The organism is Myroides sp., assembly GCF_032073645.1.
GTDB classification, from domain to species: domain Bacteria; phylum Bacteroidota; class Bacteroidia; order Flavobacteriales; family Flavobacteriaceae; genus Flavobacterium; species Flavobacterium odoratimimum.
Genome location: NZ_DAMANB010000004.1, coordinates 148,744 through 171,998 on the forward strand (window position 1 = coordinate 148,744; position 23,255 = coordinate 171,998).

A 23,255-nucleotide genomic window follows, 5' to 3' on the forward strand; every position below is an offset into this window, starting at 1 on the left:
AAAATTAGTAATTTGGTTTCAATATAATTAAAACTCAATATTTATGAAAAAATCCGTTTTAGCTTTAGCTTTAATTGGAGCACTAGCAATCTCTTGTGGAGAGAAAAAAGATACAAATGCAGTAGAAGAAACTACTGAGACAACAACTGAACAAGTAGAGGCACCAGCGCAGAAGGAATTATCTTATTCTATGGAGTGGACTGCTTTTAAAACGCCTGAGAAAGTAGGAGTAAAAGGAACATTTTCTGATATTAAATTAAATGAAGTAAAAGCAGATGCTGCTACATTAGAAGAAGCATTAAAAGGTGCTAACTTCGTAGTAGTAACTTCTTCTGTAAGCACAAATGATGCTGGTAGAGATGAGAAATTAAAAGGTGAGTTCTTTGCTAAAATGGTAGGGAATATCAATGGATTCTTTGGAGAGTTTAAAGATGGTAAAGTAATCGTAAACTTAACAATGAATGGAATTTCTAAAGAGAAAGAGTTTACTTATACAGTAGAAGGGGATGCTCTTAAACTAAATGGTTCAATAGATATCATCGCTGATTTTACGGCTCAGTCTGCATTTGATAGCTTACATGCAGCTTGTAAAGATTTACACGAAGGGAAAACTTGGTCTGACGTAGAGATTTCTGCTGAGATTAAAAAATAATTAGTTACTTTTGTAACGTAATTGAAGAGGAGTATGCTAAAATATTCCTCTTTTTTTGTACCTTTGCAAACCAAATAAATTATCTATTTTAGGATATGTTAGATAGACTACAAATTATTAAGCAACGTTTTGACGAAGTTTCTGACTTAATTATTCAGCCAGATGTAATCGCTGATCAAAAACGTTACGTACAATTAAATAAAGAGTATAAAGATTTAAAACAGTTAGTCGAAAAACGAGCTGAGTATATAAATCTTAAAGGTAATATGGAAGAAGCTAATGAAATATTAGCTGATGGAAGTGATGCTGAAATGGTAGAAATGGCTAAGATGCAATTAGATGAGGCAAAAGGTCGTTTACCAGAATTAGAGGAAGAAATCAAATTCTTATTAATACCTAAGGATCCTGAGGATGCTAAGAACGTAATGGTAGAGGTACGTGCTGGTACAGGAGGTGATGAGGCGAGTATCTTTGCTGGGGATTTATTTAGAATGTATACTAAATACTGTGAATCTAAAGGATGGAGAACATCTGTAGTAGATGTGAATGAAGGAACTTCTGGAGGATATAAAGAGGTAATCTTTGAAGTAACAGGAGAAGATGTATATGGTACATTGAAATTTGAAGCTGGAGTACACCGTGTACAACGTGTTCCTCAAACGGAAACTCAAGGACGTGTACATACATCAGCTGCTACTGTAATGGTATTGCCTGAAGCAGAAGAGTTCGATGTGCATATCGATATGAATGATGTACGTATTGACTTATTCTGTTCGTCAGGACCTGGAGGGCAGTCTGTAAATACAACTAAATCAGCCGTACGTATGACTCACATTCCTACAGGGCTTGTGGCTCAATGTCAGGACGAGAAATCTCAACACAAGAATAAAGATAAAGCTTTATCTGTATTGCGTTCTCGTTTGTATGAAATGGAGTTAGCGAAGAAACAGGCAGAAGATGCTACTAAACGTTCATCTCAAGTAAGTAGTGGAGATAGATCTGCAAAGATTAGAACTTATAACTATCCACAAGGACGTGTTACGGATCACCGTATTGGACTTACTCTGTATGATCTGGACGGTGTTATGAATGGTAATATTCAGAAGATTATTGATGAATTACAATTGGTAAGTAATACTGAGAAATTAAAAGAAGGAGACGTTTTTTAATCGTCTTTTATAAATATAATAAACCACACTTGCTTTTGTATAGTGTGGTTTTTTTTAAACTATAACTACGAGACATGACTACACAACAATTAATTGAACAAATCAAGCAAAAGAAATCATTTCTATGTGTTGGCTTAGATGTTGATTTAGATAAGATTCCAACTTTTTTATTAAAAGAAGAAGATCCTATTTTTAGTTTTAATAAAGCAATTATTGATGCAACTCACCAATATGCAGTAGCTTATAAACCGAATATTGCCTTTTATGAAGCTTATGGTATAAAAGGATGGATGTCTCTGAAGAAGACAATAGAATACTTAAATACTAACTATCCTGAGGTATATACCATAGCAGATGCTAAACGTGGAGATATAGGTAATACAGCATCTATGTATGCTAAAGCTTTCTTTGAAGATATGTCATTTGATAGTGTTACTGTTGCGCCTTATATGGGTAAAGATTCTGTAGAACCTTTTTTAGCTTTTGAAAATAAACATACTATTCTTTTAGCATTGACTTCAAATCAAGGAGCATTTGATTTCCAAACAAAAGAAGTGAATGGAAAGCCATTGTATCAAGAAGTATTAGAAACTTCTCAAACGTATAAAAATGCAGCAAATTTAATGTATGTAGTGGGAGCTACTAAGGCAGAGTATTTTGAAGAGATTAGAAAAATAGTTCCAGAAAGTTTTTTATTAGTTCCAGGAGTAGGAGCTCAAGGTGGTAATTTACAGGATGTATGTAAATATGGATTAAGTAAAAATGTAGGATTGCTAATCAATTCGTCAAGAGGTATTATCTTTGCATCTAAGGAAGAAGATTTCGCAGAGAAAGCGGGATTAGAAGCTAAAGCCATTCAACAAGAAATGGAGGAGATATTAAAAAAAATGGTATGATTGTATTAAAAGATCAAATAGGGCAAGAGCATCGCTTTGAACAAGCACCAAAGAGAATTATTTCTTTAGTTCCATCTCAAACAGAAACGTTATGTGATTTGGGACTTGAAGACGAGATTAAAGGAATAACTAAATTCTGTGTACATCCTTATCATTTAGGTGTTGTCAAAATAAAAGTAGGTGGAACTAAAAAGGTACACGTAGAAAAGATTAAAGCGCTTAATCCTGATATTATTATTGCCAATAAAGAAGAAAATACTTTAGAGATTGTAGAAAGTCTAAAAGATATTTGTCCTGTTTGGGTTACTGATGTTGTTACATTAGACGATAATAAACAAATGATAGAAGATTTCGGTGTGTTGTTTAACAAACGTACAGAAGCAAAGAAATGGAATGATAAGATTGATTTTGCTATCAAGGATTTTATGTCTTTTGTAAGTACTAGAGAAGCACAAAAAGCGGCTTATTTTATCTGGAGAGAACCTTATATGGCAGCAGGTAATAATACGTTTATCAATACCCTTTTGACTTTGAATAAATTTACAAATGTGTATGCTAATCGCGAAGAGCGTTATCCTGAAGTAGAGATAAGAAAGATTAGAATTCAAGGAGATCCTGAATTAGTATTCTTATCATCAGAGCCATATCCATTTAAGGAAGAGCATGCTTTCGAATTAGGAAGACATACACATCATGGGAAAACTGTCTTTGTGGATGGGGAAATGTTCTCTTGGCATGGAACACATTTGTTTAATGCTTTTGAATACTTTAAGCAAATTCATAAACGAATTGAATAATGCTTTGATTTTTAGAGAAAAAGTAGTCTAGAGGATTAAGGTAAGAATATAAAAAGAAAAAGCCGAGTAAGAAATTACTCGGCTTTTTTTAACTAACCCTAACTATTATGAAATCAATCATTATTGATTATACAAATATCAAAAAAATATTTAGAAAGGTCAGTTAATCGAATGTTATAATAATGTTATATTTATTTTTTTGTTTAAAAATATAAATATAATTCAATATAATTGACTAGTTACTTTTTATTTTTAAAAAGTTTCTCGATAGAATTACTTGATGTGTTTTTTTTAGTTGAGTTTGTTAGATTATCTTGAATTGCGAATACTTCTTTTAATAGTTTAGAATCTCTAGATCCTGTGATATTTTCTCTAATATTCCCTTCTTCAACTGCGATCATTTTGAATACACCATCCATTGTTTGGTTGGTAATATAATCTGTTAAGTCTGTTGTAACAGGAGATACTAGAGGAAGTGCATTGTAAGTAGTAGTCATTTTTTCCCAGATTACATCGGCTCCTACTGATGCTATGGAAGAATTAATCACTGGACTGAATTTAGTATATAAACTTTTAGATGTGCTTTTTTTTAAGTAATCAGTTGCCGCTGATTTGCCTCCAACAAGAATATCTTTAGCGTCTGTGAATGTCATATTCTTAACTGCGTCTACAAAGATTGGTGTAGCTTCTTTCACAGCACTTTCTGCAGCTCTGTTTATTAGTGTTAATCCTTGATCCGCTAATTTGTCCATACCTATTCTTCTTAAAGCTCTATCTACTTTTTGAAAATCTTCAGGCATTACAATTTTAACCAATTCATTTTTTAAGAAACCATCAGGTTGTGATAGTTTACTTACTTGATCAGCAATTCCTTTATCAAGAGCTTCTTTTAATCCCTTAGCCACTTTGTCTTGTGTAAGAGAATTGATTAGGTTATTTTTTTTAGTGGTTTGAGCATTGATGATTGGGGAATAGGCTAGTGTACTCATGGTTAGTACAGCAGCAATCATTGTCTTTTTCATAGTGTTTTATTTATCTGTTATTGTATTTACTTCTAGTTTTATTGCTTTTCTAGCAATTTCTAACTTTTCTTCTATTATGATATTCTTTGCAATTAATGTCTGTCTAAGTTGACTAGCATCGATGATGTTAGGATTATTGCCTATTTGGTGTATTAATTCTATAATACTGTTTTTTGATTGAACTATAATTTGCCAAAGCTCTTCGCTAATATAGATTTGCTGAGCTACGTTATAGTCAAACTCTTGTTCTATATGATTTATTAAATTGATTTGATATAGCACTTTATCTTCTGTAGTAGGTGTAATTCTTAAAACTAATTTTTTTAGATCTATACGCTCAATTAGTATAATAAAACGTTCAAAAGCTTGTAGTTTTAAAGCTTGTAAGTCTATTGTATTTTGGGTTTTGAGTTTTTCTAATAGGACTAAATCTTTTTTTGTTTGATTTCTCAAAATACGGTTAAAGAATGTATATGCTAAAGCTGCTGAAATTAAGGCAGGTAGAGTATAGGCTAATAGCTGTAAAACAAATTCTGTGCTCATTGCGATCTTTTTAAGCAAAAATAGGGAATATTATGTTTGCTGTGATAATTTTTATGGTCGCAAAAAACTTGTTATAAAGGTATAGTAATTGTAATTTTGACCTTTTCGAGTAAATTAGATATGCAAAATTATATAGATCAGTTAAATGAGGCTCAAAGAGCACCTGTACTCCAGAAAGATGGACCAATGATAGTAATCGCTGGAGCAGGGTCAGGGAAGACGAGAGTGTTGACTTTACGTATTGCTTATTTAATGCATCAAGGAGTTGATGCTTTTAATATTCTAGCGTTGACGTTTACCAATAAGGCAGCTCGTGAAATGAAAGTAAGGATTGCTCAAATCGTTGGGAATTCAGAGGCTAAGAATCTATGGATGGGAACATTCCACTCTGTATTCGCTAAGATACTTAGAGCAGAGGCAGATAAGTTGGGGTATCCTAGTAACTTTACTATTTATGATTCTCAAGATAGTCAACGCCTTATAGGGCAGATTATAAAAGAGATGCAATTAGATAAAGATATTTATAAGCCAAAAGAAATACTAAGTAGAATTTCATCTTATAAAAATAGTTTAGTAACTGTAAAAGCATATTTTAATAATCCTGAACTACAAGAGGCTGATGCGATGAGTAAAAGGCCTCGTATAGGAGAGATTTATAATAATTACGTAGAACGATGTTTTAAGTCAGGAGCAATGGATTTTGATGATTTATTGTTAAAGACAAATGAGTTATTAACTCGTTTTCCTGATGTACTTTCTAAATATCAAAATAGATTCAAATATATATTAGTGGATGAGTATCAGGATACTAACCATTCACAATATTTGATAGTTCGTGCATTATCAGATCGTTTTCAGAATATTTGTGTAGTTGGGGATGATGCTCAGAGTATATACGCCTTTAGAGGAGCGAATATTAATAATATTTTGAATTTCCAAAAAGATTATGAAGGGGTAGAAACTTATCGATTAGAGCAGAATTATCGTTCGTCAAGAAATATTGTAGAAGCAGCTAACTCAGTTATTGATAATAATAAAGTTAAGCTAGAAAAGGTAGTATGGACCGCGAATGACTTTGGACCAAAGATAAAAGTACATAGATCATTAACAGATGGAGAAGAAGGACGTTTTGTAGCTTCTACTATTTTTGAAGAAAAGATGCAAAATCAAAAGAACAACAGTGATTTTGCTATTTTATATCGAACGAATGCACAGTCTCGTGCTATGGAGGATGCTTTGCGTAAAAAAGATATACCTTATCGTATTTATGGTGGTTTATCGTTTTATCAAAGGAAAGAGATTAAGGATGTATTGAGTTACCTAAGACTGGTAATTAATCCTAAAGATGAGGAAGCATTAGTACGTGTAATTAACTATCCAGCAAGAGGTATAGGAAATACTACTTTGGACAAATTAACAATTGCTGCTAATCACTATAAGCGTTCTATATTTGAAGTAGTTGAGCATATTGATAAAATTGACTTAAAAATTACTGCTGGTACACGTAATAAATTGAGTGATTTTAGCAATATGATTAAGGCTTTTCAAGCGTTGGAAGAAACAATGGATGCTTATCAATTGACGGAACATATTGTTAAAAAAACTGGGCTTGTTCAAGAGATGCGTAAGGATACTACTCCAGAGGGTATTACACGTATGGAGAATATTGAGGAACTACTGAATGGTATTAAAGATTTTATTGATGGGCAACGAGAGGTAGATGGAGCAAGAGGAGCTTTAAGTGAGTTTATGGAAGATGTAGCTTTAGCTACAGATTTAGATAAAGATACGGGTGATGATGATAGGGTGGCCTTGATGACAATCCACTTAGCAAAAGGACTGGAATTTCCTACTGTGTTCTGTGTAGGAATGGAAGAAGATCTGTTTCCAAGTGCAATGAGTATGAATACTAGAAGTGAGTTAGAGGAGGAAAGAAGATTGTTCTATGTTGCTTTAACACGTGCAGAGCATCAGGCTTATTTAACTTATGCTCAATCAAGATATAGATGGGGTAAATTAGTAGATAGTGATCCTTCTCGATTTATAGAGGAGATTAAGGATGAATATTTAGAGTATTTGACTCCAATAGAAACGAACTATAGATATAAGCCAACAATTAATGCTGATATTTTTGGTGATGTAGATAAGAGTAAGTTGAGATTGAAAAAACCTGTTGCGGGTACTCCTCCTGCTTATGTAACCGATAATGAAGAACCAAAAGAGAATAGGAATATAAGGAAATTAAAGCCTGTAGATGCTTCACCAACTAAGACTACTAGTCTTACAAATGGTAATCAACTGTTAGAAGTAGGCCAGGTAGTTATGCATGAACGTTTTGGTAAAGGGGTTATTATTAATCTTGAAGGTGTTGGTGCAGATAAGAAAGCAGAGATTCGATTTGATGTTGGAGGAATAAAAAAACTGCTGTTAAGATTTGCTAAGCTTCAAGTTTTATAGTAAATTGTATAGAGTATAAAAAATATAAGTATGTCACAGTTTATAAAGATTTATCCAGAGAATCCTAATGAAAAGGAAATTGATAAAGTGGTTAAGGTATTAAGAGAGGGAGGTCTAGTTATCTACCCTACTGATACTGTGTATGGGTTAGGATGTGATATATCAAATTCTAAGGCATTAGAAAGAATTGCTAAGATTAAAGGAATAAAACTAGATAAGGCTAACTTTTCTTTTGTTTGTTATGATCTAAGTAATATTTCTAACTATGTGAAGCAGATAGATACTTCTACATTTAAAATATTAAAGAAAGCATTACCTGGTCCTTATACTTTTATTCTTCCTGGAAATAATGAACTTCCTAAAGAGTTTAAGAAGAAAAAAACAGTAGGGATTCGTGTGCCTGATAATAATATTGCAAGAGAAATTGTTAGAAAACTTGGTAACCCAATAGTATCTACTTCTATTTATGATGAAGATGAGATATTAGAGTATACTACTGATCCAGAATTGATATTTGAAAAATGGCAAAATATAGTTGATATTGTTATTGATGGAGGGTATGGAAATAATGAAGCATCAACAGTAATTGACTTGTCAGGAGAAGAACCTGAAATTATAAGAGCAGGTAAGGGAGATACTGATATCTTCTAAAAGAATCAAATAAGTATAAAAACGAATTAATAAACAAGGTTAATTTACAGTTACAAGCTATATAAGCTTAATTAAATTAGGGTTTTTCAAACTGAATTGTTATTTTTGTAACTGTTTATATTAAAAGCTAAACGTATCACACTATGAATTTACATGAATTTCAAGGTAAAGAAATATTAGCTAGCTACGGTGTAAGAGTACAACGTGGATTAGTAGCTAACAACGCAGAAGAAGCAGTTGAAAAAGCAAAACAACTTACAGAAGAAACTGGTACAAGTTGGTATGTAATTAAAGCTCAGATCCATGCAGGAGGAAGAGGTAAAGGAGGAGGAGTTAAGTTGGCTAAAAACTTAGACGAAGTAAAAGAAATCGCTGGTAAGATTATCGGTATGGATTTAATTACTCCACAAACTCCACCAGAAGGAAAAAGAGTTAACCGTGTTTTAGTAGCAGAGGATGTTTACTATCCTGGAGAAAGCGAAACTAATGAGTTTTACATGTCTGTATTACTTGATAGAGCTAAAGGACGTAACATGATTATGTATTCTACTGAAGGAGGTATGGATATCGAAGAAGTTGCTGAGAAAACTCCACACTTAATCTTCAAAGAAGAAATCGATCCAGCAGTTGGATTACAAGGATTCCAAGCTAGAAGAATTGCTTTTAACTTAGGATTATCTGGAAATGCTTTCAAAGAAATGGTTAAGTTCGTAGATGCTTTATATAGAGCATACATTGGAAGTGATTCTTCAATGTTCGAGATTAACCCTGTATTAAAAACTTCTGATGATAAAATTTTAGCTGTTGATGCTAAAGTGACTTTAGATGATAATGCATTATACAGACAAAAAACTTATGCTGAGTACAGAGACGTTACTGAAGAAAGACCTATCGAAGTAGAAGCTAAAGAAGCAGGATTAAACTATGTGGATTTAGATGGTACTGTAGGATGTATGGTTAACGGTGCTGGATTAGCAATGGCTACTATGGACTTAATTAAGTATGCTGGTTTCGAACCTGCTAACTTCTTAGACGTAGGAGGAACTGCTGATGCTAAACGTGTTGAAATCGCTTTCCGTATTATCTTAAAAGATCCTAACGTAAAAGCTATTTTAATTAACATCTTTGGAGGTATCGTTCGTTGTGACCGTGTTGCTCAAGGTGTTGTTGATGCATACAAGAACATGGGTGACGATATTAAAGTGCCAATCATCGTTCGTTTACAAGGAACTAATGCTGAATTAGCAAAAGAAATTATCGATCAATCAGGTATGCCTATTTTATCTGCTATTGCTTTCCAGGAAGCTGCAGACCAAGTAAAAGTGGCTTTATCATAATTTAGATAAAAGAATATAAAAAAGGCTAGCTCATTTGAGCTGGCCTTTTTTATTATGTGTTTTTATAGGAGAGATAAAAAAATAAAGCTATTCTTTTAAAGAATAGCTTTATTTTTATTTTTTTCCATTTTTGAATTTGATTCCTGCTAATGGTGATTTAGGAGTAGTCTTTTTATTAGAAGTAGTCTTCTTTTTGAAATCTACGTTTTTACCTGAGTTTCCTTCTTTTTTAGGCGCTGGTTTAGTTTTCTTGTCCGTTGTCTGTTGTTTAAATGGTTTTATTTCAGACTTATTGGAAGCTAATACTTCTAATGGATTCTTAGGGGCTTCTTTTGTTCCTCTTAAGTGAATTACTAAACCATTTAGAAAGTTTCTTAGAATTTGATCTCCACATTCTATGTATTTAGGATGGTCAGCATTTCTAAAAAAGTTACCAATTTCACCTTTTGAAATTCTAAAATCAACTAATTCTAAAATTTCTACTATTTGATCGTCGCGTAATTGTAAAGCAACTCTCAGTTTCTTTAATATGTCGTTATTATTCATTCTATCTATTTTTGCAAAGGTAATTAAATTATCTACAGTTTATCTTTTAAAGCTTTTATTTCGTCTCTTAAACGAGCTGCATTGATAAAATCTAAGTCTTTAGCAGCTTTTTCCATTTCTTTTCTCTTCTCTCTTATTATTTTTTCTATATCAGCTTTGGATTTGTATTTAAGAGTTTCTTCTGCTGCTTGAAGAATAGTTTCTTTTTGGATGTCTTCATAAGAAGCTTTGACTAATTCACTAGATATTTTTTTGTTAATAGCAGTAGGAGTGATGTTGTGCTTCTTGTTGAAATTCATCTGCTTTTCTCGTCTATAGTTTGTTTCATCTATAGTTTTTTGCATGCTATCTGTAATTTTATCTGCATACATAATTGCTTTTCCATTTACGTTTCTAGCGGCTCTTCCAACAGTTTGTGTAAGTGATCTATGACTTCTAAGAAAACCTTCTTTATCAGCGTCTAAAATAGCTACTAGAGAAACTTCGGGTAAGTCTAGTCCTTCTCTTAATAAGTTTACTCCAATTAATACATCAAATAATCCTTTTCGTAAATCTTGCATAATTTCAACACGCTCTAACGTGTCAACATCTGAATGAATATATCTACATCTTATTCCTACACGAGTGAAATATTTAGCTAGTTCTTCAGCCATTCTTTTGGTTAGAGTAGTGACTAATACTCTTTCATCTTTTTCAACTCTTGAATGGATTTCTTCGATTAAATTATCTATTTGATTTTCTGTCGGTCTAATTTCGATTATGGGGTCAAGTAATCCAGTAGGACGGATTAATTGCTCTACATAAATACCTTCTGATTTTTGTAATTCATAATCAGCTGGGGTTGCAGAAACATATACTACTTGATTTTGCATTGCTTCAAATTCCTCGAATTTAAGAGGTCTGTTGTCTAGTGCGGCAGGTAGTCTGAATCCATATTCTACTAGATTTTCTTTACGAGATCTATCACCTCCATACATGGCATGTACTTGTGATACAGTAACGTGACTCTCATCGATAACCATTAGATAATCATCTGGGAAATAATCTAGTAAACAGAATGGGCGTGTTCCTTGTTCTCTGCCATCTAGGTATCTTGAATAGTTTTCAATACCAGAACAATAGCCGAGCTCTCTGATCATTTCTAAATCAAAGTTAGTACGTTCTTCTAGACGTTTAGCTTCTAAGTGTTTTCCTATTTCTTTGAAGTAATCAACTTGTTTAACAAGGTCTTGTTGTATTTCCCATATAGCTTTTTGTAGTACATCTGGCGATGTTACAAACATATTAGCTGGATAAATATTAAGGTTGGTGTATTTCTCTATTACAGCAGAAGTTGAGGGATTGAATACTTCAATATCTTCAATTTCATCTCCAAAAAAATGTATTCTAAATGGATTGTCTGCATAACTAGGGAATACTTCTACTGTATCTCCTTTTATTCTAAAAGTTCCTGGGGTGAATTCGGCTTCAGTTCTAGCATATAAACTTTGTACTAATCTATGCAATAGTTTTGTTCTGCTTATTTGTTGATCTAATTCAAGAGTGATTACGTTTTTTTGGAACTCAATAGGGTTACCTATACCGTATAAACAAGAAACAGATGCTACTACAATAATATCTCTTCTTCCTGAAAGTAGGGCAGAAGTAGTGCTTAATCGCATTTTTTCTAGTTCTTCATTGATAGATAGATCTTTTTCTATATAGGTACCTGTAACAGGTAAGAATGCTTCAGGTTGGTAGTAGTCATAGTATGAGACAAAATACTCTACTGAGTTATTAGGGAAAAAACTTTTGAATTCTGTGTATAGTTGTGCTGCTAATGTTTTGTTGTGAGCAAGTATTAGTGTAGGTCTGTTTACTTCGTTAATAACATTTGCAACAGTAAATGTTTTTCCAGAACCAGTAACTCCAACTAATGTTTGGTATTTTTCATCTGCATTGATTCCCTGAGCAAGTTTTTTTATTGCTTCAGGTTGATCCCCTGTTGGTTTATACTCTGAATTTAATTTGAATTTCATAGTTGATTTAATAAGTATACAAAGTTACTTATTAAAAATAAAAAAAGCGCAAGAATAATCTTGCGCTTTAATATGATTAGATTGAATTCTAAATTTAGTTAATTTTGAATACAACTTTTCTTGCAATTCTACGAGCTGCAGCTGAATCTTTAGACACTGCGTCATCGATTCCGTTTCCTTTAGCAGAAACTTTAGAAGCACTAACTCCAGATTTAACTAAGATATCTTTAACTGCGTTAGCACGTCTTTCAGATAACTTATTGTTGTAAGATTTGTTTCCTACTGCATCAGCATAACCCATAACTTCAACAGAAGCATTTGGATTAGCTTTTAAGTAGTTAACGATGAAATTGATTCCGTCAACGTTTGTTGGTTGAGTTTTATCAAAGTCAAAATAAGCAGCAACATATCCTTTGTTGATTAATTCTTTAATCATGTTAGAATCGTTACCTGCAACAGCTTGCTCTGGTTGGTTACCATATTTCTCAGCGATGAAAGCTTCGATGTTATCAGCGATACCGTTGTTGTTTTTATCGATATTTCTACCTCTAGAATCAACTAAAGCACCAGCTGGTGTATTAGGCTCTAGATCTAAGTAATCTGGCACACCGTCTCCATCAGAGTCAACTAACATGCTTTCTACTTTAGATACTCTTCCGTCTAATTCAGCTAATAAAGCATTTTCTTGTTCTGCTTCAGTATACCAATCAGCGTGTTGAGCATTTTTACCTAAATAGATAGAAACTCCAACAGAAGCGTTAAACATAGTTCCTTGAGCGATAGAACGGTTAGTTGTACCTACACCATTCCAGTTTTTGTTTTGCTCTAAGTTTTGAATAACTGTAAAGTCTGCGTTTAATGCAACACGTGGGTGAACTTTAATTTGACCAGTTAATCCAGCCATTAAGTGTCCCATATTGTCTGTTCCAGAGAATGCATCTCCGTTCATCCAAGAGTAACCTCCCCCAGCGTGAGCTTGTACGTTTAATACTTTAGTCCAAGTTTCGAAGTTTAAAAGTCTTCCAACGTTAACAACCCCTTCTAAGCTTGTTCTGTAGTGGTTAGTGTTTAAATCAGCATCATTAGTCCAGTTGTCTAATTTATCATAGCCAAAAGAAGCTTTAATACCAAATTTGTTGTTTAAGCTATAACGTACACCTCCATCTAAGTGTAAGTTTTTGAATGTTTCAGCAGATTGACCTGCTCTAGCTGGTTTAGCAAATCCTCCATTTAAGTCAATAGACCATTTGTTGTAAGGACTTTGAGCATGAACAGCACCAAAAGCTAATACAGAAGCCAATAACGGTAATGTTAATTTTTTCATAGTTGTCTTTTTAATTTCCATTAAACATGATTAAAATAATCAGTTTTTTTACTAATCGCTTATGGAGCAAATATAAGGCAAAGATTTGTAATAGAAAGATAAAATGTTGTTTTTTTGTAAAAAAGGATAGTTTTAGTACTTTTGTTTCATAAAAATTGTATAATATGGGATATGTTTCGAAGATATTCGTTACTGTAGATGTAGTATTGTTTAAAAAATATTTAAATATTTCACAGATATTATTAATAAAGCGCAAAAATGAACCGTTTCGTGATTATTGGGCTTTACCTGGTGGTTTTGTAGACGAAAATGAAGATTTAGAGATTGCAGCAAAGCGTGAATTACGTGAAGAAACGTCAATTGACCTGAATCAACTTACTCAAATTAAAGCATATGGGAAACCTTTTAGAGATCCAAGATCGCACATGGTGACTGTAGCTTTTTGGGCAGAAGTAGGAGAGGAGGTTATTGGTGAAGCTGCTGATGACGCTAAAGAATTGAAATGGTTTAATATAGATGATTTACCACAGTTAGCTTTTGATCATTTTGATATTATAACTGATGCGGTAGATATATACATAAAAAAATAAGTCTGTACAGACTTATTTTTTTATGCTTTACTTTCAAGAAGTTTTTTCTCCATGATAAAAGTACCGAATGGAACAATTGAAGCTAGACAGATAAGGCCATACTTTTTCATACTCCATTTTTCATCACTTTTAAGTACTGTAGCCATTACTATATATAGTATAAACAATACTCCATGTGCCATTCCGACTTTACTTACCATTTCTGGTTTGTGTAGAAAGTATTTTAAGGGCATAGCGATAAACAAAAGTGCTAGTAGAGATAAACCTTCAAGCAGCGCAACAATTTTAAATGTCTTTAGCATCTTAATTAAATTAGAAGTTTTAAGTATGCTAATATAGTTTTAAAATAGAAACAAAAAAAGCCTAACAGGAGTTCTGATAGGCTTTTATATTTAGATTAACATTTTAATTAGAAAGCTAATAAACGATTGTTGTAATCTTTTAAGTCTTCTAAGTTATGTTTGTTATTAATGTCTTTGTATAAAGATAATAAGTACTGTAAACTTTCTAAGTCATTCTTAGATTCTTTCTCAACTGCAGTTGCCCCTTCTTCTCCTTCTTCTTCGATCGGCTCATCAGATGGTATTGCAATTAAAAAAGCTTTGTTGTTTTGAATGTGCTCATAAGCTAAACGAATAGATTTAACTAACACTGGTTTTTCTTCAAGTAGAGCAAACTCTCTAAGTTTTTGTAAATCTGCTACAATGTTTTCTACAACAAGACCATCAGAAATTAAATCTGATTGAATCTTTTTAATCAATTTTAAAGCATTTGCGTTTTCCACAGTAAATATCTTTTAAGTATAAAAAAATTATGGTGCAAAAGTAAACTTTTTAGATGATTATAGTGAAACAAAAGATGAAATATTTTGAACAAATTTTTGCAAAGTGCTGATTTTTCGTTTTTTATTTATGAATTGTTTCTTTTTTAAGATGATAGAAAGGTTTCTTATTTGTGTTATAAAATAAAAAACCGCCCTTTTCATAAGAAAAGTAGCGGTTTTTTTCAAACAAACTAAACCAAATCATTTGTATTCGTACTAGAATACATATTCGTTTGACTCTACCAATTTCGTTGCAATAGTTTCTCTAAGTGCATTTACATTTGGTAAGTTTACATATTTTGTAAATCTGCGTAGTCCCATTAGCATTACACGTTGTTCATCACCTTCAGCAAAAGAAGCGATACCTTCTTTTCCTTTTGCTCCGATGATATCTACAGCGTGGTATAAGTATAATTGAGCCATAGCGATTTGTTCTTTGATATTCTCTTCTCCTTTTAACTTCGCTAATTTCTCAGTTCTAAGGATAGCACTTTCTGCCATATAAATTTCAATCATCATATCAGAAGCAGCCATTAATAATGCTTGGTGTTTATCTAGGTCTGGACCATATTTTTGAACAGCACTACCAGCTACCATTAAGAAAGCTTGTTTCAGTTTGCTGATCATTTCTTTCTCTTCTGCAAATAATTCAGAATAATCAGGTACATCAAAGCTTGGTATACTCATTAATTCATCAGCTACTTTCATAGCAGGACCTAATAAATCTACATGTCCTTTCATTGCTTTTTTGATTAACATTCCAACTGCTAGCATACGGTTAATCTCGTTTGTTCCTTCATAGATACGAGATATACGAGCATCTCTCCATGCACTTTCCATAGGTGTGTCTTCTGAGAATCCCATTCCTCCGAAGATTTGGATTCCTTCATCAGCACATGATTGAACATCTTCTGACACTGCTACTTTAAGGATAGAACACTCAATAGCGAATTCTTCTACTCCTTTTAATTCAGCCTCTTGATGTGAATTTCCTTCAGCAACACGTTGGTTAATTCTTTCTTCAATAGAAGCAGCAGCTCTATATGAAGCAGCTTCACCTACATAAGCATTTGTAGCCATCTCTGCTAGTTTAGTGCGAATAGCACCAAAAGTAGAAATTGGTGTTTTAAATTGGATACGCTCATTAGCATATTTTACTGATTGCGTGATTAAACGGCGTTGAGAATCTAAACAAGCAGCAGCTAATTTAATACGTCCTACGTTTAATGCATTCATTGCAATCTTGAAACCGTTTCCTCTTTCTGAAAGCATATTCTCCACAGGAACTTTTGTTTCACTGAAGAATACCTGACGAGTAGAAGATGCTCTAATACCTAATTTGTGTTCTTCTTCTCCTAAAGTAATTCCATTGCTAGGATCGTTTTCTACGATAAATCCTGTGATATTTTTATCATCTTCTATACGTGCAAATACGATAAATACATTACAGAAACCAGCATTAGAGATCCACATTTTTTGTCCTGTGATAGAGTAGTGTTTCCCATCAGCTGATAAGACAGCTTTTGTTTTACCTGAGTTAGCATCAGATCCAGCATCTGGTTCTGTTAAACAGTAAGCACCAAACCATTCTCCTGAAGCTAATTTTGGAACGTATTTTTTCTTTTGTTCTTCGTTACCATATAATGTAATTGGCATTGTACCAATTCCTGTATGAGCACCAAAGGCAGTTGAGAAAGAACCTGTTGCTCCTGAAATATAATCACATACCAGCATTGTAGAAATGAACCCCATTTCTAATCCTCCATAAGCTTCTGGTACAGCAACACCTAATAATCCTAATTCTCCAGCTTTACGCATAGAAGCTTCTGTGAAAGCGTAGTCTTTTTTCTCAAACTTTTCTTTGTTTGGCCATATTTCTTTATCAATGAATTCTTTTACAGAATCACGCATCATGATTTGCTCTTCTGTGAAGTCTTCTGGAGTAAATACGTCTTGGTATTTAGTTTCTTTAATTAAAAATTGTCCTCCTCTTGTGATATCTTTACTCATAATATATTTCGTTTATTGGGTTAATAGCTTTTATAATAGTTCATAGATTCCTGCAGCACCTTGTCCTGTACCGACACACATTGTTACCATTCCGTATTTAGATCCACGACGTTTCATCTCATCAAATAGTTGTACTGATAGTTTTGCACCTGTACATCCTAGAGGATGTCCTAATGCAATAGCACCACCGTTTACATTGACGATATCAGGGTTGATACCTAGTTCTCTAATTACAGCTAATGACTGAGAGGCAAAAGCTTCATTTAATTCAAATAGGTCGATATCTTTTAGTTGTAACCCAGCTTGTTTTAAAGCTTTTGGAATTGCTTTTACTGGACCAATACCCATGATACGTGGTTCTACACCAGCTGCAGCATAATTAACCATACGAGCGATAGGCTCAATGTTTAATTCTTTAACCATTTCTTCTGACATCACCATAACGAATGCAGCACCATCACTCATTTGAGAAGAGTTACCTGCTGTTACAGATCCATCAGCAGCAAATACAGGTCTTAGTTTTGCTAAAGCCTCAATAGAAGTTCCTGCTCTAGGGCCTTCATCTTTAGTGATTGTATATGATTTGCTATCTTTTTTACCTTTTTCGTTAATGAATACTTCATTAATGTTGATTGGAACAATTTGATCATCAAATTTTCCATCTGCTTGTGCTTTTAAAGCTTTCATATGAGAGTTAAAAGCAAACTCATCTTGATCTTCACGAGAAACTTTAAATTGATGAGCTACCGCTTCAGCTGTTAATCCCATTCCCCAATAGTAATCTTCGTGTCCTTCTTTTGCTACACCATAATCAGGAGTTGGTTTATATCCTCCCATAGGGATATAACTCATACTTTCTGCTCCACCAGCGATAATACAATCAGCCATGCCCGCTTGGATTTTAGCAACAGCCATTCCAATAGTTTCTATACCAGATGCACAGTATCTATTTACTGTAACTCCAGGTACATCATCTATTTTTAATCCCATAAGAGAGATTAAACGTCCCATGTTTAATCCTTGTTCAGCCTCAGGCATAGCGTTACCTACCATAACATCATCAATACGTGATTTGTCAAATTCAGGTAGTTTACTCATTAAATATTCAATAGTTTCAGCAGCAAGTTCATCAGGTCTTTTAAATCTGAATACTCCTTTAGGCGCTTTACCTACAGCTGTTCTATATCCTTGTACTATATATGCAGTTTTCATATTTCTTTGTCGTTTTAAATTGGTTAAAGATTAGTTTCTTAATGGTTTACCATTTTTCAACATATACTGGATTCTTTCTAGAGTTTTGCGCTCTCCACATAGTGATAAGAATGCTTCTCTTTCTAGATCTAGTAAGTATTGTTCAGTCACTAAAGTAGCTTCTGATAAATCTCCTCCAGCCATAACATATGCTAATTTGTTAGCTATTTTACGATCGTGTTCAGAGATGTATTTACCAGCCATCATACTGTCAGTTCCTACTAAGAACATACCTAAAGCCTGACGACCTAGTACTTTAATATCTTTGCGTTTAGCAGGCTGAGTGTACCCAGCTTGAGCTAATACTAAAGCCTCACGTTTCGCTTGTGCTAATTGTAAGTCTTTATTTACAACTACTACATCTTTACCTTTTTGTAATATATTTAAATCAAAAGCTTCTTGAGCAGAGGTAGCTACTTTCGCCATACCGATTGTTAAGAAGTGCTCTTGTAGTGTGTTTAATTCCACATCGTTTTTGCGGTATAGATCAGACGCTCTTACTGTCATCTCTTTAGAACCACCTCCACCAGGGATAAGTCCTACACCGAATTCAACCAGTCCGATATATGTTTCAGCAGCAGCGACTACCTTATCAGCGTGCAAGCTTAACTCACATCCACCACCGAATGTCATCCCATGAGGAGCAGCAACTACTGGAATACCAGAGTAACGCATTTTCATCATCGTATCTTGGAACGTTTTGATAGCGATATTTAATTCATCCCAATCTTGCTCTGCAGCCATCATGAAAATCATCATTAAGTTAGCACCTACTGAGAAGTTACTACCTTGGTTTCCTACTACTAGTCCTTGGAAGTCTTTTTCTGCAATTTCAACAGCTTTGTTTAATCCGGCTAAAACACCACCACCGATGGTATTCATTTTTGAGTGAAACTCTAAGTTCACGATACCATCACCTAAGTCAATAAGTGATGCTTCACTATTACCCCAAACCTTATTAGTTGTTCTAATATTATCTAAGATAATGAATGCATCTTGTCCAGGGATTGGTTCAAATGTTTTAGTGTTTTGATTGTAGAATAACTTTTTACCATTCTCTACTTTATAGAAACTCTTTGCTCCAGATGCAGCTAATTCTTTAACCCAATCAGCTACTACATATCCTTCTTTTTCGACGATAGCAATACCTTTTTCAAGTCCTACTAAATCCCAAGTTTGGAATGGACCATATTTCCATGCATATCCTGTACGCATAGCGTCATCAATAGGGAATAGGGTATCTGTAATTTCTGGAACACGTTGAGAAACGTAAGCGAATAATGAAGCAAAGTGTTTTCTGATTAATTCACCTGCTTTTGTTTGGTCTGCTAATAATAAAGCTAATTTAGCTTTAGTACCACCAGCTTGTTTTGCTGTTTCTAGTACAGCAATCTTAGCACGTTCTAATGGACGGTATTCTAATTTTTCTAAGTCAAGAGCGAATCGATTTGTTTTTCCCTCTTTGTCTACTTCTTTATAATAGAATCCTTTTCTAGATTTATCACCTAAGAATTTGTTTTCTAATAGGAAGTTTAAAGGCTTACTGTCTTTTACCTCTTGGATCATAGCGTCATGAGGACAGTTTTGTTTTAAGCCATTTGTTACGTTAATAGCAGTATCAAGACCTACTAAATCACCTAGTTTAAATGTACCAGTCTTAGGACGACCTAAGATAGAACCTGTTAATGTATCGGCTTCTTCAATAGTCAACCCAATCTCTTGTGCCAACTGCATTACCATCGCCATAGAGTATACACCGATACGGTTACCGATAAAGCCAGGAGTATCTTTACATAATACAGGAGTTTTACCTAAGTATAAGCTACTATATTTTTGGAAGAATTCGATAACTTCTGGAGCTGTATTTGGACCAGGAATAATTTCGAATAATTGTAAATATCTAGGTGGGTTAAAGAAGTGTGTTCCACAGAAGTGTTTTTGGAAATCTTCTGAACGACCTTCTACCATTAATTTCATTGGAATACCAGATGTATTAGATGTAATTAATGAACCTGGTTTTCTGTATTTCTCGATTTGCTCGAATACAGATTTCTTAATGTCTAATCTTTCGATTACCACTTCGATTACCCAGTCGCAATCTTTTATTTTTACTAAATCATCTTCTATATTTCCTGTAGCGATGCGTGAAGCAAAAGCTTGAGAATAAATAGGAGCAGGTTTAGATTTTAGTGCATTAGCTAAGTGAGTACTTGCTATTTTATTTCTAACAATCTTACTTTCTAGGGTAAGACCTTTCTTTTCCTCTTCAGGAGTTAATTCTCTAGGTACAATGTCAAGAAGCAATACTTCTAATCCGATATTTGCAAAATGACAAGCAATAGCTGATCCCATTACACCAGATCCTACTACGGCTACCTTTTTAATTATTCTTTTCATATTTATTGTTCTTTGGTTTTTAATACTATTATTTAACTCTCTTAAGGTACAAAAATTATTTGTCTTCAAATATACTTTTGTCGTTGATTAACTGATTGATAACTTCAGTTACTTCCATAAAGTGCTGAATTTTCTCCTCTGATATTTGAGTTCGAATTTTTTCGTTAAAGCGTTTCACTTTTGCTTTAGATAATTCTCTTTTCTCTAAGCCTAGAGGAGTTAATTTTATAATCACACCACGGCCATCATTAGGGTTCTTTTCACGTGTGATTAATTTGTTTTCTTCTAATTTTTTTAGAGTACGAGTAAGACTCGTAGCTTCCATACCCATATTTGGTCCTAGTAGAGTAGAAGGAGTACCTTCTTTATCTATACTTAGTAGTGCAAAAGCAAGTGACATGGTGGCATCATATTTAGCCGCTTCTTCATTGTACATTCTTGCTACAGCTTGCCATGTTGCTCTAAGTATATAATCGATTGTTGTGTTCTTCATACCATTTAGAATAATTCAAATATAAAAAAAAATAGTATGCGTGCATACTATTTTTAAAATATTTCTTGATTAAGTGATTTTTTGTGTCATTAACTTCTGTAAATCTTGTCGTATAAGTCTTTATGTTTCTCAAGAATAATACGTCTACGAAGTTTTAGAGTAGGGGTTAAGTGCTCACTGTCAATGCTCCACACATCAGGAGTAAGTTCGAACTTCTTCACTTGTTCCCATTTACCGAATTTTTTATTTACAGCTTCTACTTCTTCTGCAACGCGGTCGATAACTTTTTGATTCGTTGCTATTTCTTCGTTAGTAGTACCGATATCATATCTTTTTCGACGTGCCCATTCTTTAACGAAGTCAAAATCTATCTGAATAAAAGCAGCAGGCATCTTTTCTCCTTCACCGATAACCATGATTTGTTCGATAAAGCGAGACTGTTTCATCATATTTTCAATCATCTGAGGAGCTACATATTTACCTCCAGATGTTTTGAACATTTCTTTTTTACGGTCAGTGATGTGTAAGAAACCATCTTCGTCTATTCTACCAATGTCCTCTGTATGGAAATACCCATCTTTAATAACGCTATTTGTTTTCTCTTCGTCTTTAAAGTATCCCATCATCACGTTAGGAGCTTTACATAAGATCTCTCCGTCTTCTGCTATTTTTACCTCCACATTACTTAAAGGGCGACCTACTGTACCAAATCTCAATCCTCCATTACGAGCATCGTTTACTGATATAACAGGAGAAGTCTCAGTAAGACCATATCCTTCCATTACAGGAATACCAGCAGCATTGAATACTTTAGATAGGCGAGCCTGAAGTGGAGCACTACCAGAAACAATGATTTTCATTTGACCTCCTAGTCCTTCTTGCCATTTACTAAATACTAGTTTTCTAGCTATTTTTAGTTGGAAGTTATAGAAGGCGCTTCTATTATATGGTTTATATTGGAATCCTAGTTCAAGAGCCCAGAAGAAAATACGTTTTTTAATACCAGTAAGAGAAGATCCTTTAGCAAAGATTTTATCATATACTTTTTCTAATAAACGCGGTACTACTGTCATGACATTAGGACTAACTTCTTTTAAGTTATCTCCCATTTTATCAATAGATTCCGCATAGTAAATAGAAGTACCTGAGAATTGGTAAAGATAAATCAGCATTCTTTCGAATACGTGGCACAGTGGTAAGAAACTAAGTGCTTTATAGTGATCTTCACGTCCAAAAGGAACTCTATCCCAGCTACCTATTACATTAGATAAGATGTTATTATGAGACAGCATCACACCTTTAGGTCTACCCGTAGTACCAGAGGTGTAGATTAGCGTAGCTAAGTGATCTGGTGTGATAGAATCTTTAATGCGATCCACTTCTTCTTGATTAGAAGTATCTCTTCCTAATTCAAGAATCTCATCAAAAGTTTTGCATCCTTCTATATGTTCAAAAGAACAAATACCTTGTAGAAGTGGTAGTTGATCTTTAACACTTATTAATTTGTTATAAATTTCTTGATCTGATACTACACAGTATTTTGCTTCTGCATGACTAAGAATGTACTGATAGTCTTCAGCTGCAATGGTAGGATAGATAGGCACATTCTGAGCGCCAATTTGTAAAATACCAATATCTAAAAGATTCCATTTAGTTTGGTTATTAGTAGAGATGACAGCTATTTTATCATTTGCTTCTATGCCTAGACGTAGTAAGGCACGCGAAACCATATTAGCCTTATCTATATACTCCTGTGAGGATGTTTTTTCCCATACTCCGTTCACCTTAGTAACTAAAGCTGCAGCCAGAGGAAAGTGTTCATTCTGCAAATAAGGAATATCAAAAAGTCTTGTAGGATTTACCATATTATCATTAATTAGCTAACGCAAAGTACAAAAAAAATATAAGATTTCTCGTATTTAGTATGTACTTAGCAATTTTTATCTGGTTTATTTGCAATTCTCGTAGTTGATTTTCTACTAAACTACATTATTCATTTTCTATATTGTGCTTGATGATGATTGTACTTAGAGCTTAAGTCATTGTAAATCAACTTTTATAAATATAGTAAAAAAATAAGTAGACACTTCATTATATTTTGATATAATCACTGAAAACTATTATTGAATATTAGTGTCCTTAAGAGATTGGGTATGCTGTATCGCCCTATTATCACTATATAATTATAGTAGGTAAGTCCGTAGTGAGTCCGTTATGAGTCCGTAGTGAGTCCGTTATTTATTGAGATATATCGGAGTGATATCTTACTAATCGCGTTG

20 protein-coding genes are annotated in these 23,255 nt (G+C 33.6%); 8 read left to right on the top strand and 12 right to left on the bottom strand.

Annotated features, from left to right (window positions below):
• Positions 1-43: 43 nt before the first annotated feature.
• The 4 genes from RT228_RS04640 to RT228_RS04655 all read left to right on the top strand — a co-directional run bounded on the left by RT228_RS04640 (position 44) and on the right by RT228_RS04655 (position 3,514).
• Positions 44-652, top strand: a complete 609-nt coding sequence (locus RT228_RS04640; protein ID WP_006259169.1) for a YceI family protein — start codon at positions 44-46, stop codon at positions 650-652.
• 95 nt (positions 653-747) lie between these two features.
• A complete protein-coding gene (gene prfA / locus RT228_RS04645) occupies positions 748-1,821 on the top strand; it encodes a peptide chain release factor 1 (RefSeq protein ID WP_006259168.1) in 1,074 nt (357 codons plus the stop codon).
• A 74-nt stretch (positions 1,822-1,895) separates the two neighbouring features.
• On the top strand, positions 1,896-2,717 hold the full coding sequence (pyrF, locus tag RT228_RS04650) for an orotidine-5'-phosphate decarboxylase (RefSeq protein WP_006259167.1): 822 nt from the start codon (positions 1,896-1,898) through the stop codon (positions 2,715-2,717).
• Complete coding sequence (locus RT228_RS04655; RefSeq protein WP_006265129.1) at positions 2,714-3,514, top strand: ABC transporter substrate-binding protein; 801 nt, start codon at positions 2,714-2,716, stop codon at positions 3,512-3,514. Before pyrF ends, RT228_RS04655 begins: the two co-directional genes overlap by 4 nt.
• Before the next feature lie 239 nt (positions 3,515-3,753).
• Here the strand turns inward: RT228_RS04655 and RT228_RS04660 are convergent, their stop codons facing one another.
• Both RT228_RS04660 and RT228_RS04665 read right to left on the bottom strand, forming a co-directional pair.
• Entirely contained in the window at positions 3,754-4,536 is a 783-nt protein-coding gene (locus tag RT228_RS04660; protein WP_207893704.1) for a DUF4197 domain-containing protein, read from the bottom strand.
• Positions 4,537-4,542: 6 nt separating this feature from the next.
• Positions 4,543-5,079: a hypothetical protein gene (locus tag RT228_RS04665; protein WP_006259164.1), complete on the bottom strand. Its 537-nt coding sequence runs from the start codon at positions 5,077-5,079 to the stop codon at positions 4,543-4,545.
• Between the two features lie 120 nt (positions 5,080-5,199).
• Between RT228_RS04665 and RT228_RS04670 the strand changes: the two genes are divergently transcribed.
• The 3 genes from RT228_RS04670 to sucC all read left to right on the top strand — a co-directional run bounded on the left by RT228_RS04670 (position 5,200) and on the right by sucC (position 9,524).
• Positions 5,200-7,536 carry an ATP-dependent helicase gene (locus RT228_RS04670; protein ID WP_058699537.1) on the top strand — a complete coding sequence of 779 codons (2,337 nt, stop codon included), beginning with the start codon at positions 5,200-5,202 and terminating at the stop codon, positions 7,534-7,536.
• Positions 7,537-7,566: 30 nt separating this feature from the next.
• On the top strand, positions 7,567-8,187 hold the full coding sequence (locus RT228_RS04675) for an L-threonylcarbamoyladenylate synthase (RefSeq protein WP_006263406.1): 621 nt from the start codon (positions 7,567-7,569) through the stop codon (positions 8,185-8,187).
• 143 nt (positions 8,188-8,330) lie between these two features.
• Positions 8,331-9,524, top strand: a complete 1,194-nt coding sequence (sucC, locus tag RT228_RS04680; RefSeq protein ID WP_006259161.1) for an ADP-forming succinate--CoA ligase subunit beta — start codon at positions 8,331-8,333, stop codon at positions 9,522-9,524.
• 114 nt (positions 9,525-9,638) lie between these two features.
• Here the strand turns inward: sucC and RT228_RS04685 are convergent, their stop codons facing one another.
• The 3 genes from RT228_RS04685 to RT228_RS04695 all read right to left on the bottom strand — a co-directional run bounded on the left by RT228_RS04685 (position 9,639) and on the right by RT228_RS04695 (position 13,412).
• On the bottom strand, positions 9,639-10,070 hold the full coding sequence (locus RT228_RS04685; RefSeq protein WP_006259160.1) for a DUF1456 family protein: 432 nt from the start codon (positions 10,068-10,070) through the stop codon (positions 9,639-9,641).
• A gap of 32 nt (positions 10,071-10,102) precedes the next feature.
• Entirely contained in the window at positions 10,103-12,088 is a 1,986-nt protein-coding gene (gene uvrB / locus RT228_RS04690) for an excinuclease ABC subunit UvrB (RefSeq protein ID WP_006259159.1), read from the bottom strand.
• A 94-nt stretch (positions 12,089-12,182) separates the two neighbouring features.
• On the bottom strand, positions 12,183-13,412 hold the full coding sequence (locus RT228_RS04695) for an OmpA family protein (protein WP_006259158.1): 1,230 nt from the start codon (positions 13,410-13,412) through the stop codon (positions 12,183-12,185).
• 164 nt (positions 13,413-13,576) lie between these two features.
• Here RT228_RS04695 and RT228_RS04700 point away from each other — a divergent pair, with 164 nt between their 5' ends.
• Entirely contained in the window at positions 13,577-14,002 is a 426-nt protein-coding gene (locus tag RT228_RS04700; RefSeq protein WP_006263409.1) for an NUDIX domain-containing protein, read from the top strand.
• Between the two features lie 20 nt (positions 14,003-14,022).
• On the opposite strand, the gene RT228_RS04705 is transcribed toward RT228_RS04700, so the two are convergent.
• From RT228_RS04705 to RT228_RS04735, 7 genes are all read right to left on the bottom strand, one after another.
• Positions 14,023-14,304, bottom strand: coding sequence for a DUF3817 domain-containing protein (locus tag RT228_RS04705; protein WP_006259156.1), 282 nt, complete (start codon positions 14,302-14,304; stop codon positions 14,023-14,025).
• 107 nt (positions 14,305-14,411) lie between these two features.
• Positions 14,412-14,786, bottom strand: a complete 375-nt coding sequence (locus RT228_RS04710; protein WP_006263410.1) for a hypothetical protein — start codon at positions 14,784-14,786, stop codon at positions 14,412-14,414.
• Between the two features lie 255 nt (positions 14,787-15,041).
• The gene (locus RT228_RS04715; protein WP_006259154.1) at positions 15,042-16,835 is read right to left on the bottom strand and encodes an acyl-CoA dehydrogenase family protein; all 1,794 of its coding nucleotides are present in this window, start codon (positions 16,833-16,835) and stop codon (positions 15,042-15,044) included.
• A gap of 30 nt (positions 16,836-16,865) precedes the next feature.
• Entirely contained in the window at positions 16,866-18,047 is a 1,182-nt protein-coding gene (locus RT228_RS04720; RefSeq protein WP_006259153.1) for an acetyl-CoA C-acyltransferase, read from the bottom strand.
• Between the two features lie 30 nt (positions 18,048-18,077).
• Entirely contained in the window at positions 18,078-20,483 is a 2,406-nt protein-coding gene (locus RT228_RS04725) for a 3-hydroxyacyl-CoA dehydrogenase/enoyl-CoA hydratase family protein (protein ID WP_006259152.1), read from the bottom strand.
• Positions 20,484-20,538: 55 nt separating this feature from the next.
• Positions 20,539-20,976 carry a MarR family winged helix-turn-helix transcriptional regulator gene (locus RT228_RS04730; protein ID WP_006259151.1) on the bottom strand — a complete coding sequence of 146 codons (438 nt, stop codon included), beginning with the start codon at positions 20,974-20,976 and terminating at the stop codon, positions 20,539-20,541.
• 89 nt (positions 20,977-21,065) lie between these two features.
• The gene (locus tag RT228_RS04735; RefSeq protein WP_006259150.1) at positions 21,066-22,841 is read right to left on the bottom strand and encodes an AMP-dependent synthetase/ligase; all 1,776 of its coding nucleotides are present in this window, start codon (positions 22,839-22,841) and stop codon (positions 21,066-21,068) included.
• Positions 22,842-23,255 lie beyond the last annotated feature (414 nt).